This is a genomic window from Rhizobacter koreensis (genome assembly GCF_013366375.1).
GTDB classification, from domain to species: domain Bacteria; phylum Pseudomonadota; class Gammaproteobacteria; order Burkholderiales; family Burkholderiaceae_C; genus Schlegelella_A; species Schlegelella_A koreensis.
Genome location: NZ_JABWMJ010000013.1, coordinates 86,152 through 103,851, shown reverse-complemented (window position 1 = coordinate 103,851; position 17,700 = coordinate 86,152). Strand labels below are relative to the sequence as shown.

The following is a 17,700-nucleotide window of genomic DNA, read 5'->3' as shown; positions in this document are numbered from 1 at the left end:
GAGTTCGTCGCTGCTCAACTTGGCCCGACGTCCTACCGTTCCAACCTGCCAGGGCGATCAGCACTTCTAGGGAGAACGCTCATGCGGCCGTCAAGGTACCGGCGGTGGGACGTTTGCATGGTGCTGCGGGCACAAGACCTGCCGGTCTATGGCATGGAAGACGCCAGGTGGGCACACGAGGGCGAAGCGGCAAGGATGGTGCGCGGCACCAGGTGACGGTCAGCAGCGCAACCGAAAGGGCTCCTGCCGGATGACGTCCTCGGCCTTCGCGATCGCGTATAGGCGAGCCGCTTCGGCAGTGGGCCAGACGAACCCGCCAGCGAGCCTTTCTTTTTCAAAGGCGTCCTGGGGCGCGTTCGGGATACCACGGATCCGCTTGATCTTTACGGCGGCAACAAATCCGGCGCGATCGGATGCCGGAATCGCGAGTGCATGTATTTGGTAGTCACCATCGATGCGTATGTCGCGACCCATGTGCTCTGCTCGTGCTCTCGTGACTTGAAGAGCGACTATGACGCGGCTTCCGCCCGTAGCGCCAGCTCCTGCCTACGCCGCTAGGGTACTTCTCACGAATGTGGTGCGCACCGGTACCAATGGCCCCTCCGGAGACAGCTGTCGAAGGCCGAAACAACTGCAAATCTGCACGAACGATCTGCTATGCGAGGTATAGGCCGCCATGGCCGCCGGTGGGCTGCTCGCGCATACGGTGATAAGCCGCTTCGTCGATCACCTGCCGTACTACCGGCAGGAAGCGATCAACGCCCGCTCGGGGGTGCACACGCCGCGCTCGACGCTTGCAGCCTGGGCGGGTGCGACCGGCGCGGCGCTCGAGCCGCTGTACGACGCGCACAAGCGCTTCGTGCTCGGCTGCCGCGTGCTGCACGCCGATGAGACGCCGGTTGCGATGCTCGACCCGGGCGCCGGTAAGACTCGGCGAGCCTACATCTGGGGCTATGCGCGAAGCCGCCACGACGCCACCCCTGGCGTCGTCTACGAGTTCTGCCTGGGCCGCGGGGCGCAGTACCCGGTGGCCTTCCTCGCCGGCGACGATCGCACGGGCCTTCGCCCTTGGACCGGCACGCTGCTGACCGACCGCTACGCGGCCTACGACACGGTGCTGGATGGGCGTGTCTACCCCGACCGCGCGGCCGCAGCCTGCGCCGCGCACGCCCGACGCAAGTTCGACGAACTCGCCAGCGCCGGGGCAAGCCCGCTTGCCGAGGAAGCGATCCGACGCTTCGCACGCATCTACGAGGTCGAGCGCGCGCTCACGGACTTGGATGACAAGACACGCCGGGCGCATCGCCAGGAACTGAGCAAGCCGCTGTGGGACAAACTGCAGACGTGGCTCGAGTTGGAGCGCCGACTCGTGCCCGACGGCGGCCCCATCGCGGGGGCCATCGACTACACGCTCAACCACTGGCGGGCGCTCACGCGGCACTTGGATGACGGCGCGGTGGCCATCGATAACAACCACCTCGAGCAGCAGATCAAGCCCTGGGCAATGGGAAGGAAGGCATGGCTGTTCTGCGGCAGCGAGCTCGCCGGCCAGCGCGCGGCCGTGGTGATGAGCCTGGTGCAGTCGGCCAAGCTAAACGGGCACGATCCTTGGGCCTACCTGCGCGACGTATTGCAACGGCTGCCAACGCAGCTCAACACCCGCATCGACGAGTTGCTGCCGCACCGATGGAAGCCCCAAGCGGTGCTCGAGACAAGTTGCCCGTGAAGAACATCGAGACCCTGATCGACGACGGCGGAGACATCACGCTTGGCGCGATCTACCCCATCGAATGCGCCGCCACTGCATCAGACGGCCACAACGCACTTGCCATGCTGGTGCGACGCGATGGCGAATCCATCAACGCGCTGATCAAGCGCTTGGATAAGGCCATCGCCAGGTACTACGAAGACGGTGAGACCACCGACGAGATCAACCCACCGTCACGCTGATCGCCGCCGTCAAGATGGGACGGCAGGACGCTCACCAAGCACTCGCGAAAGCGGCGCAAACCTCGCGAGTGGCGATGCGGCTCCGCCCAGGCCCCAATCACGGCCGCCTGGAGTTGCCTCGGCGGTGCTCGCCTGCGCGCGGACCAGATGGTGTCCCAGGTGGACACGGCGTCCCCTTGCGGCAGAAGGGGAACGAGCCACTCGTCTTCAAGACCAAGCCTGGTTGGGAAGCCGGCAGGCGGCACCTCGGCTCCCCGTCGGCTCGTCAGCATCACCACATCTAGAAACGTCATGGGGCTCCTGGAGATTGCCGGGGCCCACGCTGCAGGCATTGCAGCGCCGCCGCCCGCACAGCGCGCCGGAGCGTCGAGCCGACTCGGTCGATCGCCAATCCCCATCAGCACGAGGCGGGGACGTGGCGATTCCCGCGCCGACAGAGTGTCGGGTTTGTGCGTTAGGGGCTCTGACCGGTGGTCGGGCTTCGCGAGCGAGCGTGACTTCTGCACGGTCTCGGGATTGCTCCCTGAAGCCTGCTCGTAGGCATCTGACGACCGGACGAGTCGAACATCGACGGTGCCCGCGAATACCGCCCCGGGACGAGCAGCGCCCCAGAGCGCCAGGGGCTGCACCACTCCACCCAGCCATTTCTGGTCCAGTGCAAACAGTGGAGAGCCTTCAAGGTCGGAGTCCAGGTCGTCAGCGAGTTCTACGGCGTGATGGCGGCCCAAGGAGCCGTGGGGGGGCTTCGTGGTGACCTGCGGAACCTTCACGGATGAGGCGAAGGCCTTTGCGCACGGCCGAAGCCTAGAGTTCAGGGACGGGAACACGCTCATTGAGCTAATCCGCCGCGCCAAGGCATCGCTAGGCCGTGCTGGCGCCGCCAACCCTCCCGAGCAGAGAAAGCCCCTCGCTGCGCGGGTGCCGCCCCAGTAGTCAGTGGCACAGGTGCCGCTTAGCCCCAAGTGCTCGAGGTCGATGACGCTGAAGACAGCCAAGCGCGGCCCCAACGCGGGAAGCCAGTCTTGGAGCTGCACCGGCTATCCCGCCTGCAAAGGGACCCTGCCTACCGGCTGATGAGGGGAGGCGAGGCTCGTCTCGGCATCACAGGTACTGAGTGGGCGGCAGCACCGACGTGCCGACCGGGCTGCCGCGGCGCGGAAGGTCCGGCGTCATACTGGGGCGGACGGCTCCAGTTAAAACTGAGCCACTCGCCGTCGGAAGGCGAGTGACCGCTCCGCTCGAAAGCTGCCCGACGGACCATTGCTCAGCCAACGACCGGTTCGTCTATCGGGTGTCAGCCGGCTCGGGCTCTCCTCGGAGCTCCACGAATAGCGCTGTTGATAATGACAGTTATCATCCATGTGGATCAGCTAAAGCGCTGCGAGGGCACCGCGTCTGCGGGTGTGCCGCTAGTGAAACACGCAACGCGACGGGAGCAGCTCGTGTGTCGACGTCCCAGCGAATCCCCGGCACCGCCGAGGCTTGGCTCCGAATAGTTCCGTCGCGGCGCGGGCGCGGGCGAGGGCGAGGGTGGCTCATCGACTTTCGGACCTGCGTTCCTGCCACGCGGTGGGCGGCAATGACGTCCACGGCTGGCCCGGCGGCGCAGGGAACACGTTGCCGTCTTGGTCCAAGAGCGAGCCTGCGCTATAGACGACCGCGACTACCCGACCGAGTGGATGCTGGGGCGACCTCGCAGGCACTGATGCCGCCACGTACACGATCGATTCGCCGTCTCGGGGCGGGTTGCGGTCCCCGAAGATGCTCCAAGCTCCGAGCATGTGGATCCCTCCTGTCCTGTTCGTGCGGTTTGTAGCATCGCTGCACGCTGCACTGGAGGCGCCATCGCAGGGCGAGTTCGCGACGTAAACCATGCCTTGGCGGCCGTGGCATGCTCGGGCATGACCTTAGGGGACAAGCTGAAAGGCTGGGCCAAGCGGATCAAACGCGATGCAGTGACCCTGTGGTTTGCGCGCAAGCACCGCGCGACGCCGTGGTATGCGAAGGCCTTAGGCTTCTTCGTCGTGGCGTATGCGCTCAGTCCCATTGACCTCATCCCCGACTTCATCCCGGTGCTGGGATACGTGGACGAGGTATTGCTGCTCCCCGGTTTGATCTGGTTGACCATCAGGCTGTTACCCGCGCAGGTCCTGGCCGACTGCCGAAACCGAGCAGATGAATGGATGACGACGCAAGGATCAAGGCCGGCAAGCCGAGTCGGCGCAGCCCTGATCGTCGTGCTTTGGGTGGTGTTCGGCGTTGCCCTGTGGGTCTGGCTCGTTTAGCCCCAGCTGCAGCCACGTTGCCCGCGTGGCTGCCGAAGATCAGCTGCGGCTAGCCAAGTGTGGCGAGTTCGCCTCGATGCACGTCGAGCCTTCCGGCGGCAAGGCAGCGGCGGGTTGTAGTGCTCGTGTGGCTGCAGAGCGGCAGCGTGGAAGCGCCGGCTGCTGCTATCCGTCGGGCCAGTGCTCCCCGGCCGGCGCACCTATGGTGCCTTGCCGTGCGGACCCGCCAATTAGAATGCGCGAATGCGTCGTTCGATCGCTTCGCTCCTGGTGATGGTCCTGCTGCCCTGGCAGGCTCTCACGTGGGCGGCGACCTCGCTCGCAGACGAAACCGGCGCTGAAGGGCGCCATGCGATGGCGCATTGGTCCGCGGCGGCACACCACCATGACGATGCGCATGACCAGGAGAGCGACGGCTTTCACCAGGACGATTCGGACGAATCGATCCAGCATGCGGTTCAGTCTGACGCCTACTTGAGCGCTGTGGCGGTTCTGCCGGCTGCCATCCAGTTGGGAGCCGCGGTTCGGATGTCCGCCGCCCAGCCGGCCTTTCGCGGTCATCCCTGTTCGTCTCCCTTCCTCGAAGGACCACGCCGACCTCCTCGGTCTTGCTGATCAGTTGATCGGCCCCGGTGCGCCCCTGGCGCACCGGCACTGCGTGTGGCGCCCCAACCGGGCTGCCAGTCCTGCGGGAACGAACTTGAAACATCAACGATGGGCCGCGCCATGGCTTCTTGCCGGCGCGGTGACCTGTGCGCCGAGCCTTGCCCAAACGACCCTGCCCGGGGAACCCGCAGCCATCGCGCTGGCGCAAGCGGTTGACGCAGCCTGGGAGCGCGCGGCCGCAGCCGCCGACGCGCGCGGGCGGGAACAGGTCGCGCTGGCCCGCCAAGCTGCAGCGTCCGGCTTGACCCCGCAGGCGCCAAGCGTGGACTTGGCGCGCCGAAACGGACGTTCAGGCGCCAACGAGACCGAGCTCGGCGTTGTCGCGCCGTTCTGGACTCCCGGCCGGCGCTCGGCGCTGGGCGCGGCTGCTGCCGCAGAGCTCGACGTCGCACGCGCCGCCCAGCACGTCGGGCGCTGGCGCGTCGCCGGCGAGGTGCGCGAAGCCGCTTGGTCGCGTGCTTTGCATCAAGCCGACCTCGCCGCCGCGCAGGAGCAGCTCCGGGTGCTGCAATCGCTCAGCGCCGACGTCGACCGAAGGGTGCTGGCGGGCGATCTGGCACGCGCCGATGCCTTGGTCGCGCGGGCCGAGGTGCTAGGCGCCGAGGCGTTGTTGGCAGAGATGCAGCAACGCGTCGCGGCGGCCACCACCAAGTTGACGGTGCTGACGGGGTTGGCGAACCCGGTCGACCTCAGCGAGCCGGATCGTTCGGCGTCGCCCGCGGAGCATCCCGAGCTGGTTCTCGCCAGGCTGGAAGGCGAGCGTACGCGGGCGCAGCTCGAGAGCCTGCGCCGTTCGCGGCGTGATCCGCCTGAGGTTGCCGTGAGCTGGCGACAGGAGCGCTCGGGAGGCGCTCAAGGGCGTCAAGACAGCGTCGGCGTTGCGCTCAGGATCCCGTTCGGCACCGACGCGCGGAGCGGTCCTCTGGAAGCCGCTGCCTTGTCGGAGCTCGAGGTGCTGCGCGTACAGACCGAGCGGCTGACGGAGCGTCAGGCTGCAGACGTGCGTACGGCGCGCGAAGGCTTCGAAACCGCACAGCAACAAGTAGCCGGGGAGCAGACGCGAGCGGCGCTGCTGCGCGAGCGCGCGCAGTTGCTCGACAAGTCATTTCGCGCCGGCGAGACGGCGTTGCCCGACCTGCTGCGTGCACTGGCGACCGCCGCGCAAGCAGACGCGGCCCTGGCACGTCAACGCGCTGCGGTCGGTGCGGCGCGTGCGCGGCTCAATCAGTCTCTGGGAGTTACACCATGAGCCTTTCGACCTTCACGATCCGCATGACCGCAGCGGCGCTCGTTTTCTTCGTTGCTACGTCACCCGGCGTCGCTTCCCCCGGGGCACACGGACCCGACGGGGAACACCTAGATGGCCCGCCGAGCGTCACCGGCAGGGCTGGGTCAGCGCCCAGGATGGAATCCAAGTCCGAGCAGTTCGAGCTCGTGGCCACGCTGGGTGGCGGCGAGCTGTCCATCCTGATCGACCGCTTCGAGACGAACGAGCCCGTGTTGAACGCGCGCGTCGAGATCGAGTCGGGCAGTCTGAAGGCGGGCGCCAAGTTCCACGCCGACCAGGGCGACTACGCCGTCGACGATCCCGCATTGCTCAAGGCGCTGAGCCAGCCCGGGTCCCACCCGATCGTGGTCACCTTCGTCGCCGGCAGGGACAGCGATCTGCTCGAAGGCACGCTCCAGGTAACCACCGCGGTTGCGGCAGCCGATCCCGGCCACGGCCATGCGCACGGGGAAGCAAGCGGACATGGCGCCCAGGCTGCACACGCTCACGACGACTGGCGCCGGCTGGAACTGCTCATTGCGGGCTTAGCCGTTCTGGGGATCGGCGCGCTCTGGTGGAGGCGACGAAACCGCCTCGCCGCCAGCAGCGCAGGGGTGCCGCGATGATCAAGTGCCGACTTCAGATCGCCACGGTGGCCTTTTTCCTGGTCCAAGGGCTGGCCACGGTCCATGCTTCGCCCGGCGCGCATGGGCCAAACGGCGAGCACCTCGACGGCGCCGTCAGCACGGGAGCATCGGGCTTGATGCGCCTGCCCGACAGCAGCATCAACGTCCCCAAGCTCGCGCAGCGGCGGATGGGCATTCGCACGCAGCTGGTCCCGCTGACAACGGCAGCGGTCAGCGCGCAGATGCCCGGGCAAGTCGTGGTCGATCCGAATGCGGGTGGACGCGTCCAGCCTCTCCATGGTGGACGCCTCGAGCCGGGTCCGAGCGGGTTGCCGGTTGCCGGCCAGACGGTGCGCAAGGGGCAGGTGCTCGCGTACGTCCGGCACCACGCCGAGCCCTACGCAGAGGCCAACCAGCGCTCGCAACACGCCGAACTCCGGACCAGCCGGACCATCGCCGAACACCGCGTCAAGCGGCTGGAGTCGCTCGAGGGAACCGTTCCGAGGAAGGACATCGAGGCCGCGCGAGCCGAGCTCGCCGGCCTTCAGCAGCGCGAACGCGCCATCGGCGCGAGCCTTGGCTCGCGCGAAGCACTGGTGGCGCCAGTCTCCGGCGTCATCGCCACGGCGAGTGCGTTGAATGGTCAGGTCGTCGACGCCAAGGACCTCCTGTTCGACATCATCGATCCGCAGCGTCTGATGGTGGAAGCCTCGACCGCGGATGCGGGGCTCGCCGCCAAGCTGGAGTCGGCCACGCTCTCCGGGGTTGAGGGGGTCACGCTGCGCGTGGTCGGCGCCGCGCGCACATTGCGCGACGGCCGGATTCCGATCACCTTCCGCGCGCAGGGGAGCGGGACTGAAGCGATCAGCCTGGCTGTGGGCCAGCCGGTGACGGTGCTTGCCCAGACCAGGGACAAGCTGCAGGGTGCCGTGCTGCCCGCCGAGGCGGTCGTACGCAATGGCGCCAATGAAGCAGTGGTCTACATCAAGGTCGGCGCCGAACGCTACCTGCCGCAGCAGGTCAGCGTAATGCCGCTCGATCCCAAGACCGTCATCGTGACCAAGGGGCTGGGCGGCGACAACCGCGTCGTGGTGCAAGGCGCCTCGCTGCTCAACCAGATCCGCTGAAGCGCACGATGTTCGACTGGATCGTTCGCTACAGCCTGGCTAACCGCCTGTTCGTCCTCGCGGTCGCGGCGCTGCTCCTCGCCTACGGCGCCTTCACCGCCTGGCGCACGCCGGTAGACGTGTTCCCGGACCTCAACAAGCCTGTCATCACGGTGCTGACCGAGGCCGGCGGCATGGCGCCCGAGGAGGTCGAGCAGCTCATCACCTTCCCGATCGAGACGGCGCTCAACGGCATGCCCGGCGTGACCCGGGTGCGCTCGACCTCCGGCGTGGGCCTTTCGATCGCCTATGCCGAGTTCGACTGGGGCACCGACATCTACCGCAACCGGCAGCTCGTCTCCGAGCGATTGGCGTTGACGCGCGAGCAGTTGCCCGCGGGCATCGCGCCGATCATGGGACCGGTCTCCTCGATCATGGGCGAGATCATGCTGATCGCCTTGCCGCTGCAGGGCGGCGCGGATGCAGCCACCGCGATGCAGGCCCGCGAGTACGCCGACTTCGTCCTGCGGCCGCGACTGCTGTCGATCGCCGGCGTCGCGCAGGTGATTCCTATCGGGGGCGACGTGCGGCAGCTGCGCGTCGAGCCCGATCCGGCACGGATGGCGCAGTTCGGCATCACGCTGACCCAGGTCGAGCAGGCGCTGCGCGGCTTCGCGTCGAACGCCGGTGGCGGCTTCATCGACCTGAACGGCCGTGAGTTCCTGATCCGCCACCTGGCACGTACCAACCGGGTCGAGGATCTGCAGCAGCTCGCGGTGGCCTGGAAGGACGGCCGGCCGGTGCTGCTCGAGCAGGTCGCGACAGCCCGCTTCGCGGCCGGGATGAAGCGCGGCGATGCCGGCTACAACGGCGCTCCGGCCGTCATCGTCAGTGTGCAGAAGCAGCCCGCCGCAGACACGGTGCGCCTGACCCGCGACATCGAGCTTGCGCTCGACGAGCTGAAGCAAGGCCTGCCGAAGGGCATGTCGGCTCCGCGGGTGCTGTTCCGGCAGGCGGACTTCATCAAGGCCTCGCTCGGCAACGTCACCGAGGCGCTGCGCGACGGCGCCATCATGGTCGCGATCGTGCTCTTCGCGTTTCTGCTGTCGCTGCGTACGACGCTGATCTCGCTGATCGCGATACCGCTGTCGCTCGCCATGACCGCGCTCGTGTTTCGTTGGCTCGACCAGTCGATCAACGTGATGACGCTCGGCGGCCTGGCGATCGCGATCGGCGAGCTCGTCGACGACGCGGTGGTGGGCGTGGAAAACATCGTGCGCCGGCTGCGTCTGAACCGCGCATCGGCGAGCCCGGCCAGCGTGCTCGAGGTGGTCTGGCGCGCGAGCGTCGAGGTCCGCTCGGGCATCCTCTACGCCACCGCGATCGTCGTGCTTGTGTTCGTGCCCTTGTTTGCGCTGCCGGGCATCGAGGGCCGCCTCTTCACGCCCCTCGGCATCGCCTACATCGTCTCGATCCTCGCGTCGATGGTGGTCTCGGTGACCGTGACGCCGGCGCTCTGCGCGTACCTGCTGCCGCGGATGAAGCGGCTCGACCACGGCGACAGCCCGCTCGTGAGATGGCTCAAGCGGCAGGATGCAAGGCTTCTCGGCTGGTCGATGCCGCGTGCAAAGCCGATCCTGGCGGCGGCGGCGCTCGCGGTTGTTCTCGCAGCCGCCACCGTGCCGTTCTTCCCTCGCGCGTTCCTGCCGGCGTTCAACGAGGGCTCGCTCGTGTTGTCGCTGATGTTCAACCCGGGGACGTCGCTGGCCGAAGCCAACCGCATGGGAAGCGTTGCCGAGAAGCTGATCGCGCAGGTTCCCGAGGTCTCGCAGGTCGGCCGACGCACCGGGCGCGCCGAGCTCGACGAGCATGCCGAGGGCGTTCATTCGGCCGAGATCGACGTCGACCTGAAGCGCTCCGAGCGCAACCGCGAACAGGTGATGGCGCACATTCGCTCCGAGCTGGCGTCGCTGCCGGCGGTGGTTGCGATCGGCCAGCCGATCTCGCACCGACTGGACCATCTGCTGTCAGGTGTTCGGGCACAGATCGCTCTGAAGATCTACGGCGACGATCTGGACGGGCTGCGCGGCGTGGCCGAGCAGATGCGTCGCAAGCTTGCGGATGTGCCGAGTCTCGTCGACCTCACGGTCGAAAAGCAGGTCCTGATCCCGCAGATCAGCGTCCGAGTCGACTACCGCAAGGCCGCCCAGTTCGGCCTCACGCCGGCCGAGGCGGTCCGGACGCTGCAGGCACTGACCGACGGTGCCCACGGCGCCGAGATCGTCGACGGCAGCCGCCGCTACGACCTTGTGCTGCGACTGCCCGACGAGCGACGGTCGCCGCAGGACCTCGCCTCGGTGCTGCTCGACACGCCGTCCGGTCGCATTCCGGTGTCGAGCATCGCCACCGTCGAAGAGACCGACGGTCCTAACCAGATCGGCCGCGAGAACGGGCGCCGCCGCATCGTCGTCTATGCGAACACCGACGGGTCCGACATGGCCAAGGTCATCGGCGACATCCGCAGCGTGATCGCAAAGACGGCGCTCCCCACAGGCACCTTCGTCAGCCTCGAAGGCCAGTTCCAGGCGCAGGAACAGGCGACCCAGCTCATCGTCCTGCTGTCGCTGGTGTCGTTGGCGATGATGTTCCTGGTCCTCTACTCCCGCTATCGGTCAGGGGTGCTGGCGGCCATCATCATGGCGAACATCCCGCTCGCGCTCGTCGGCAGCGTTGTCGCGATGTGGCTCGCCGGGGTCTCGCTCTCGGTCGCGTCGATGGTCGGCTTCATCACGCTCGCAGGGATCGCGACGCGCAACGGCATCCTCAAGATCAGCCACTACATCAACCTCTGCCGGTTCGAGGGCGAGAGCTTTGGTCCCCAGATGATCGTGCGCGGCTCGCTCGAGCGACTGACCCCGGTGTTGATGACGGCGCTGGTCGCCGCGTTCGCCCTCGTCCCGCTGCTGCTGGCCGCCGACGCTCCCGGCAAGGAAATCCTGCACCCGGTAGCGGTGGTGATCTTCGGCGGGCTGATCAGTTCGACGCTGCTCGACACCCTGGTGACGCCGCTGGCCTACGCCTGGCTCGGAGGGCCGGCAACCCGCAAGATCCTCGCAGAGGCTTCGCAGGAAACGTACTGATCCCACAGGCTCACACGACACGGCCTGATTCAACGTGTCGATGGATGGAGTGAAGAATGACGATGACGAAGTTCCTGAAGCTGGCGCTCGCGGGTGTCGCGGTGGTTTCGATCAATGTGGCGATGGCGCATGGACCCGAGGCCGCAAAGCACGGCGGCACGGTCGCAGCCGCTGGCGACCTGGGGTTCGAACTCGCCCAGCATGGCGACGTGGTTCATCTGTACGTCGATGACCACGGCACGCCTCACCCGACAGCCGGGATGACAGGCAAGCTGACGGTTCTCAACGGTGCGGAGAAGTCCGAGGCAGACTTGACCGCCACCGAGGAAAACAAGCTCGAGGCCAGAGGCGTCAAGCTCGAGGCGGGTGCCAAGGCCGTTGCTGCCGTGACCTTGCCGAACAAGAAGGTGATCACAGTTCGCTTCACGGTGAAGTGATGGAAGTTGGCGCGCGGCGCTGGCCGGCGTTGCAGGGCGGTCTGCTCGCCCTGGCAGCTGCCGTTCTTTTCGGCGTCAGCACGCCTCTCGTGCAGCGCTTTGGCAGCGCCGTTGGAAGCCTCACGACGGCAGCGTTGCTGTACGCCGGCGCTGCGTTCACTGGTGCCACGTTACGACGCCCCGTCGAGAAGGAGGCGCGGGTTCGACGGCGGGATGCTTCAAGGCTCGCACTGATGGCGCTCTTCGGCGCGGCGATAGGCCCGGTGGCGCTTGCCTGGGGCCTTCAGCAAACCAGCGGGACCAGTGCATCGCTCATGCTGACGCTGGAGGCCGTCTTCACCGCAGTGCTCGCAAGGCTCTGGTATCACGAGACGCTGGACCGGCGCGTGATCCTCGCAATGGCCTTGCTGACGCTCGGCGGTTCGGCCCTGGTTCTCGATCGATCGCAGGCGGGTTCCAGCCAGGTTCTCGGCCTGCTCGCCGTCCTGGTCGCGACCGCTGCATGGGGCGTCGACAACACACTTTCACGCGCGTTGGCGGAGCGGGATCCTGGCCAGGTGGTCATGCTAAAGGGCGTCATCGGCGCGTCGGCGACGGCGGTTCTGGCGATCGTCTTCGGCGAGCCGGTCCCCCAGTTCTGGTCGGCCTTGGGCTTGCTCGCCGTTGGCGTAACGGGCTATGGCTTGAGCCTTCGCTTCTATCTCCTGGCGCAGCGAGCCTTTGGAGCGGCACGCACCGGTTCAGTATTCGCGTTCGCGCCTTTCGTCGGAGCCGCGCTTGCCTTCCTGTTGGGGGAGCGCAGCGGCAGCATGTGGATGCTCGCGGGCGCTGTGCTGATGGTCAGCGGCATCGCGCTGCACCTCGCGGAGACCCATTCGCACGAACACGAGCACGAGCCTATCGAGCACGAGCACGCACACTCGCATGACGACCTACACCATGGACACCACGATCATCCCGTTGGCACAGGCGCTCACAGCCACGTGCATCGGCACGAGCCAATCCGGCATGCCCATCCGCACGTGCCCGACGAGCACCACCTGCACCGGCACTAGGAGCCCTGTCCGCTGGACACTTCGGAGAACCTGCCTGAACGCCGCAACCACCTCGTTCCTGTGCCGGAGCTCGGTATCGATGACGGCGTGGGTTGTGCTCGCCCTTTCCGGGTGCGCCGGCGTGCGGAGCCCCGCGGTGTGCCCGGACCTCGGCGGTACCTATGCCAACGACCAACCCAGCCCTCAGAGCAAGCGCTTGGACTCACTGCTCATGCCGCAGACGGGCTCGGCCAGCCCGCCCCGCAGCGTGTCCCTGTTGATGAGTCAGTCCCCCGGCCAACTCGTGGTGTCGGCCGGCGGGAGACGCGCGGTCCTGCAGCAGGAGACCGACTACACGTGCGAGGAGGCGGGACTGCGCTTGACAAGGCCAGCCCGCAGTGGGCTTGACCTCGGCGAGGTGCTGGTGCACGAGGTGGACGTCTCCCACACCTTCTTCAAGGCGGAAGACGGCGGGCTGGCAGCGTTCGAGACCGTGAAGGAGCACGCGACCATCGCGGGTGTTCCCTTGGCGGGCCCGGAGAGACGTGGAGCGACGCTCCGCTGGCCGCCGCTTCCACGCCCGACCCGCTGAACCCTGGAAGTCCAACTGGGACTCTTGTACATGCTGGGGGAAGCCGGCGTGCCGGTGGCGAGGAGGGGATCGACCAGACCATCGATGCCTGCTTCATCATGACTCCCGTGGTCACTCAAACGACAAGTGGGTGGACTACCAGGGCTCACTCTGCGACAAGCACCACCAGCGGCTCGGGATCTTCTTGAACCGCCACAGCACCGCAACCGTCGCGAGCGCGAGCCCCGCGGTGATCCAGTCCGTGATCGCGCGCTGGCCGAGCACGATGACCGCGCCCGTGATCGAACCGATGGCCGCCGCGGTCACCCCGTCCACGACCGCGACGATGGCCGGGCGCTTGCCGTACTTCTTGAAGTACGGCGCCGGCAGGATCGTGAACAGGTAGCACGGCACGAAGGTCGCCAGAGCGGCAACCACGGCGCTCCAGAACCCGGCCACCAGATAACCGAAGAGGCCGGTGGTGATGACGACCGGTCCCGGCTTGATCATGGCCACGGCGACGGCATCGACGAACTGGCGGTCGGGGAGCCAGCCGTGCTCCTTAACCACGCCGCCATAGAGGAACGGCACGATCGCAAGGCCGCTGCCCAAGACGAAGCTTTCGGTGTAAGCGAACAAGGTGCCGATCTGACCGAACTCGTGTCAGTCGAGCGCATCGATGGCGAAGAACCCGGCGAGCGGCGCCGCAAAGCCGTTGACGCCCGCACCGAGCTCGGGGGGTGCGCGCACACCCAGACGAGCATCCATGCGGATCAGCCCTGCGCCTTCCCTTGGGTCCGTGACTTCGCTTCCGCAGAGCCTGGCTTAGCCCCTCTGCGCGCCTTCGTCGTACCAAGCGCGCGACCGGTTTACGACGCGCACAACAAGCAGCATTACGGGCACCTCGATCAGCACGCCGACCACCGTGGCTAGTGCCGCGCCCGAGTTGAAGCCGAAGATGCTGATCGCCGCCGCGACCGCCAGCTCGAAGAAGTTGCTGGCGCCGATCAACGCCGACGGGCAGGCGACGCTATGTTTCTCGCGGACCTTGCGGTTGAGCCAGTAGGCGAGCGCCGAGTTGAAGAACACCTGCAGCAGGATCGGCACCGCCAGCATGGCGATGATCAGCGGCTGCTCGAGGATCGCCTCGCCTTGGAACGCGAACAGCAGCACGAGCGTCGCGAGCAAGGCCGCGATCGACCACGGACCTATCCGCGCCATCGCAGCGGCGAAGCTGGCTGGCCCCTTGGCTAGAAGCCAGTGACGCAGTAGCTGCGCCAGGATCACCGGCACCACGATGTAGAGCCCCACCGACATCAGCAGCGTGTCCCAGGGCACGTTGATCGAGGACATCCCGAGCAGCAGGGCGACGATCGGCGCGAACGCGAAGACCATCAGCAGGTCGTTCAGCGCCACCTGCGACAGCGTGAAGTAGGGGTCGCCGCCGGTAAGCTTGCTCCAGACGAACACCATCGCCGTGCAAGGCGCCGCCCCCAGCAGGATCAAGCCAGCGACGTAGCTGTCGATCTGCTCCGCCGGTAGGTACGGGGCAAACAGATGCCGCACGAACAGCCACGCCAGCAACGCCATCGAAAAGGGCTTGACGCCCCAGTTCACGAACAGCGTGACGCCGATGCCGCGCCAGTGCTCGCGGACCTGGCCGAGAGCGCCGAAGTCGATCTTGACCAGCATCGGAATGATCATCACCCAGATCAGGACCCCCACCGGGAGGTTGACCTGCGCCACCTCCATCGCGGCGACGGCCTGGAAGGCCGACGGGAAGAACTGACCGAGCGCGATGCCTGCGACGATGCAGAGCGCCACCCACACCGTCAGGTAGCGTTCAAAGAAGCTGATCGCGTTTGCTGGCGGCGCCTTCAGCGTGGCTGCGGGGGCACTGATGCTCACTGCGGCTTGGCCTTCCCGATGCTGTCGATCTCGCGCTTGATCGCGGTCTGGTCGAGTACGTGCAGCGGCAGGTTCACGAACAGCTGCACGCGGGTGAGGATCTGGCGGAACACCTTCTCGAACGCCGCCCGCTTGTGCTCGTCGGTGCCTTCGACTGCCGCAGGATCCTCGAAGCCCCAGTGGGTCGTGAGCGGCGAGCCTGGCCAGTACGGGCAGGCTTCACCGGCGGCGTTGTCGCAAACGGTGATGACGAAGTCCATCTGCGGCGCGCCAGGTGCCGCGAACTCGTCCCAGCTCTTGCTGCGAAGGTTGTCGAGCGGGTAGCCGGTAGCACGCACCTGCTCGATCGCGAACGGGTTGACCTGGCCGCCCGGGTGGCTGCCGGCGCTATAGGCTTTGAAGCGCCCGCGCCCCATCGTGTTGATCAGCGCCTCGGCCATGATGCTGCGCGCCGAGTTACCCGTGCAGAGCACCAGCACGTTGTAGGTCTTGGTGTCGGTCATGAGGACTCCGCAGGTTGAGCGATAGCGATGGCAGACAGGTCCTTGGCCGCGTCGATCGGCGTCTTGGCCTGCTTGCGTTCCGAGTAGCGGTCAGTGAGCTGGTCGACGTGGGGGCGCATGAGCACAGTGATCCGCACCAGCTCCTCCATCACGTCGACGATGCGGTCGTAGTAGGCCGACGGCCTCATGCGGCCGGCAGCGTCGAACTCCTCGAACGCCTTGGCGACGCTCGACTGGTTCGGGATCGTGAACATGCGCATCCAGCGCCCAAGCAGGCGCAGCGTGTTGACCGCGTTAAAGCTCTGCGATCCGCCGGAGACCTGCATGACGGCGAGCGTGCGGCCCTGCGTCGGCCGCATGCCGCCGAACTCGAGCGGGAGGTGGTCGATCTGCGCTTTCATGAGCCCGGTGATCTGGCCGTGGCGCTCGGGGCTGCACCATACGTGCCCTTCCGACCACATCGACAGCTCGCGCAACTCGTGGATGGCCGGGTGATCGTCCCCGTTCACCTGATCGGGAAGCGGCAGCTCCGACGGGTCGAAGATGCGGGTCTCGGCGCCGAAGAACTGGAGCAGCCGGGCGGCTTCTTCCACGGCCAGGCGCGAGAACGAGCGCGTGCGCAGCGAGCCGTACAGCAGCAGGATCCCTGGCGCCCTGTGCTCAGGCCCAAGTCCTTGCCCGGGTGTCCTATGTGCGTACGCTGGATCGAGAGCCGGCAGGTGGGTTGGATCGGCAAGGGTGCGCAGCGCCATCAGCAGCACGCAACTGCGGCGTCGGCCGGCATGCAAGCCTCGCCTCGGCAGCAGTTCTCGGTGAGGTAGCCGAGCAGGGCGTTCATCTGCTCGTAGGCGGCACGGTAGACGATGTTTCGGCTCACGCGCTCCTGGGTGACGAGCCCCGCATTCGCGAGCTCCTTGAGGTGGAACGAAAGCGTATTCGGCGGGATGCCAAGTCCCTGCGCCATCGTTCCAGGTGTCATGCCGGCTTGGCCGGCGACCACCAAGGCGCGGAACACCTGCAACCGAATCGGTTGCGCTAGGGCCGCGAGCGACTTCACAATCCTTGATTCGTCCACCCTACAAGTATAGTGGAAACCTGGCGGGAACGGCGAATGTCAAGTGACGCCGATTTGGAGGTGCGTGGCCTCAGTTTCGAATCGGCGCGGGGGGCGCCCGGCGGCGGCCCAAAGAGGCCGCGTCGGCTATTCAAGAACAGGCTGGGAGCCGTCGGTCGCCGGCGTCCGTTCACGAGTAGGCGACACAGTCATGCCTTCGGCGCTTGCGGGACGCTACCTCAGCGACGGAATCTTCGGCCCTCCAGACGCCGGGCTCGGGCAGAACGCGTGCGAACCGAGTCTTTCTCGACTCAATCAGGGAACTGACGCTTAGCGCTCCGACTCCAACGTTCGGTGGTCCTGCGTTGAGCCGTGTGTGTAACCTGGGTCCGCTGCGTAAGTCACTCCACGCCCTACAATCAGTTCGTGCACACGCTCTTTCGCAACGCTCTCTTCTGGCTGCTGATGCTCGCCCTGCCGCTGCAGGGGAACATGGTTGCTGGCGGATTCGCGTTTGCGTCGGGGAGCTTGCCGCAACCGCAGTCGACGGTGCGGACCGGTCACGACATGGCCTCTCATGCTTCCGTTGCTCACCACGAGCACGAAGCACACGATCAGCAGCAATTTTCAGACGACTGCGAAGGCATGCCTGGCTGCACTAACGGGCAGCACACAGCCGGCAAATGCATGCTTTCGGCTCACTGTGCGGTCGTGGCGGTACCGTCTCAGCCGCTGCCTCTCGTCTTGGCGGCGGTGACACCCACCTTGCCGGTCGCACTTCAGCACGCCCGGCGCCTCGCGTTCTGCACGGGCGCCCCCGAACGCCCGCCTCGCTCCCTCGCCTGACGATATCGTATGCCTCCGCGGGCCCACGCCCGTGGTCGGCTGCACCTCGTGTAGGTCGAAAGGAGAGCAAATGCACTCCGCGTTTTCGGGACGCACATCGATTGCGGTGCTGCGCTTGCATTTGCCCTGGGCGCATGCGGCGCGAACGCCACAGGCGACCTGCGGCGCGGTGCCAAGGCGGCAAAGGCCTGCATGGCGTGCCCACTCGTTCAAGCCGGGCCGGCACCTGACCGGGCTCAGTCTCGCCGATGTGTGGGGCCGAAAGGCCGGTGCCGCTGAAGGTTTCAGGCGCTACAGCGATGCCCTT

General features: G+C 66.8%; 20 protein-coding genes. 14 read left to right on the top strand and 6 right to left on the bottom strand.

Going from position 1 to position 17,700, the window contains the following annotated elements:
• Positions 1–219: 219 nt before the first annotated feature.
• Positions 220–474 (bottom strand): hypothetical protein, encoded by a 255-nt coding sequence (locus HQN59_RS22285; protein WP_176071322.1) that lies wholly within the window; start codon positions 472–474, stop codon positions 220–222.
• 202 nt (positions 475–676) lie between these two features.
• Here HQN59_RS22285 and tnpC point away from each other — a divergent pair, with 202 nt between their 5' ends.
• From tnpC to HQN59_RS22225, 13 genes are all read left to right on the top strand, one after another.
• Positions 677–1,726, top strand: a complete 1,050-nt coding sequence (gene tnpC, locus HQN59_RS22280) for an IS66 family transposase (RefSeq protein WP_176071320.1) — start codon at positions 677–679, stop codon at positions 1,724–1,726.
• The gene (locus HQN59_RS22275; RefSeq protein WP_217704263.1) at positions 1,723–1,950 is read left to right on the top strand and encodes a hypothetical protein; all 228 of its coding nucleotides are present in this window, start codon (positions 1,723–1,725) and stop codon (positions 1,948–1,950) included. The genes tnpC and HQN59_RS22275 overlap by 4 nt, the downstream gene beginning before the upstream one ends.
• Positions 1,951–2,516: 566 nt before the next feature.
• On the top strand, positions 2,517–2,726 hold the full coding sequence (locus tag HQN59_RS26930; RefSeq protein WP_342451286.1) for a restriction endonuclease: 210 nt from the start codon (positions 2,517–2,519) through the stop codon (positions 2,724–2,726).
• The gene (locus tag HQN59_RS26925) at positions 2,698–2,883 is read left to right on the top strand and encodes a hypothetical protein (protein WP_342451284.1); all 186 of its coding nucleotides are present in this window, start codon (positions 2,698–2,700) and stop codon (positions 2,881–2,883) included. The genes HQN59_RS26930 and HQN59_RS26925 overlap by 29 nt, the downstream gene beginning before the upstream one ends.
• Before the next feature lie 968 nt (positions 2,884–3,851).
• Complete coding sequence (locus HQN59_RS22265; RefSeq protein WP_176071316.1) at positions 3,852–4,235, top strand: YkvA family protein; 384 nt, start codon at positions 3,852–3,854, stop codon at positions 4,233–4,235.
• A 243-nt stretch (positions 4,236–4,478) separates the two neighbouring features.
• Positions 4,479–4,850: a hypothetical protein gene (locus HQN59_RS22260; RefSeq protein ID WP_176071314.1), complete on the top strand. Its 372-nt coding sequence runs from the start codon at positions 4,479–4,481 to the stop codon at positions 4,848–4,850.
• 43 nt (positions 4,851–4,893) lie between these two features.
• On the top strand, positions 4,894–6,150 hold the full coding sequence (locus HQN59_RS22255) for a TolC family protein (RefSeq protein WP_342451283.1): 1,257 nt from the start codon (positions 4,894–4,896) through the stop codon (positions 6,148–6,150).
• A 155-nt stretch (positions 6,151–6,305) separates the two neighbouring features.
• Positions 6,306–6,794 carry a COG1361 family protein gene (locus tag HQN59_RS22250; RefSeq protein ID WP_342451282.1) on the top strand — a complete coding sequence of 163 codons (489 nt, stop codon included), beginning with the start codon at positions 6,306–6,308 and terminating at the stop codon, positions 6,792–6,794.
• Entirely contained in the window at positions 6,791–7,921 is a 1,131-nt protein-coding gene (locus tag HQN59_RS22245; RefSeq protein WP_176071310.1) for an efflux RND transporter periplasmic adaptor subunit, read from the top strand. Before HQN59_RS22250 ends, HQN59_RS22245 begins: the two co-directional genes overlap by 4 nt.
• An 8-nt stretch (positions 7,922–7,929) precedes the next feature.
• A complete protein-coding gene (locus HQN59_RS22240; protein ID WP_176071308.1) occupies positions 7,930–11,040 on the top strand; it encodes an efflux RND transporter permease subunit in 3,111 nt (1,036 codons plus the stop codon).
• A 56-nt stretch (positions 11,041–11,096) separates the two neighbouring features.
• Positions 11,097–11,477 (top strand): hypothetical protein, encoded by a 381-nt coding sequence (locus HQN59_RS22235; RefSeq protein WP_342451281.1) that lies wholly within the window; start codon positions 11,097–11,099, stop codon positions 11,475–11,477.
• Entirely contained in the window at positions 11,477–12,532 is a 1,056-nt protein-coding gene (locus HQN59_RS22230) for a DMT family transporter (protein ID WP_176071307.1), read from the top strand. The genes HQN59_RS22235 and HQN59_RS22230 overlap by 1 nt, the downstream gene beginning before the upstream one ends.
• Before the next feature lie 196 nt (positions 12,533–12,728).
• The gene (locus HQN59_RS22225; protein ID WP_176071305.1) at positions 12,729–13,103 is read left to right on the top strand and encodes a hypothetical protein; all 375 of its coding nucleotides are present in this window, start codon (positions 12,729–12,731) and stop codon (positions 13,101–13,103) included.
• A gap of 135 nt (positions 13,104–13,238) precedes the next feature.
• Here the strand turns inward: HQN59_RS22225 and HQN59_RS22220 are convergent, their stop codons facing one another.
• The 5 genes from HQN59_RS22220 to HQN59_RS22200 all read right to left on the bottom strand — a co-directional run bounded on the left by HQN59_RS22220 (position 13,239) and on the right by HQN59_RS22200 (position 16,568).
• Entirely contained in the window at positions 13,239–13,721 is a 483-nt protein-coding gene (locus HQN59_RS22220) for a chromate transporter (protein WP_425342761.1), read from the bottom strand.
• Positions 13,722–13,907: 186 nt separating this feature from the next.
• A complete protein-coding gene (gene arsB, locus HQN59_RS22215; RefSeq protein WP_176071379.1) occupies positions 13,908–14,984 on the bottom strand; it encodes an ACR3 family arsenite efflux transporter in 1,077 nt (358 codons plus the stop codon).
• Positions 14,985–14,986: 2 nt separating this feature from the next.
• Positions 14,987–15,493: an arsenate reductase ArsC gene (locus tag HQN59_RS22210; RefSeq protein WP_176071303.1), complete on the bottom strand. Its 507-nt coding sequence runs from the start codon at positions 15,491–15,493 to the stop codon at positions 14,987–14,989.
• A complete protein-coding gene (gene arsH / locus HQN59_RS22205; protein ID WP_176071378.1) occupies positions 15,490–16,245 on the bottom strand; it encodes an arsenical resistance protein ArsH in 756 nt (251 codons plus the stop codon). Before arsH ends, HQN59_RS22210 begins: the two co-directional genes overlap by 4 nt.
• Positions 16,245–16,568: a metalloregulator ArsR/SmtB family transcription factor gene (locus tag HQN59_RS22200; RefSeq protein WP_176071301.1), complete on the bottom strand. Its 324-nt coding sequence runs from the start codon at positions 16,566–16,568 to the stop codon at positions 16,245–16,247. The genes arsH and HQN59_RS22200 overlap by 1 nt, the downstream gene beginning before the upstream one ends.
• A 405-nt stretch (positions 16,569–16,973) precedes the next feature.
• On the opposite strand from HQN59_RS22200, the gene HQN59_RS22195 reads away from it, so the two are divergent.
• Positions 16,974–17,393, top strand: coding sequence for a hypothetical protein (locus HQN59_RS22195; protein ID WP_176071299.1), 420 nt, complete (start codon positions 16,974–16,976; stop codon positions 17,391–17,393).
• The last annotated feature ends 307 nt before the right edge of the window (positions 17,394–17,700 follow it).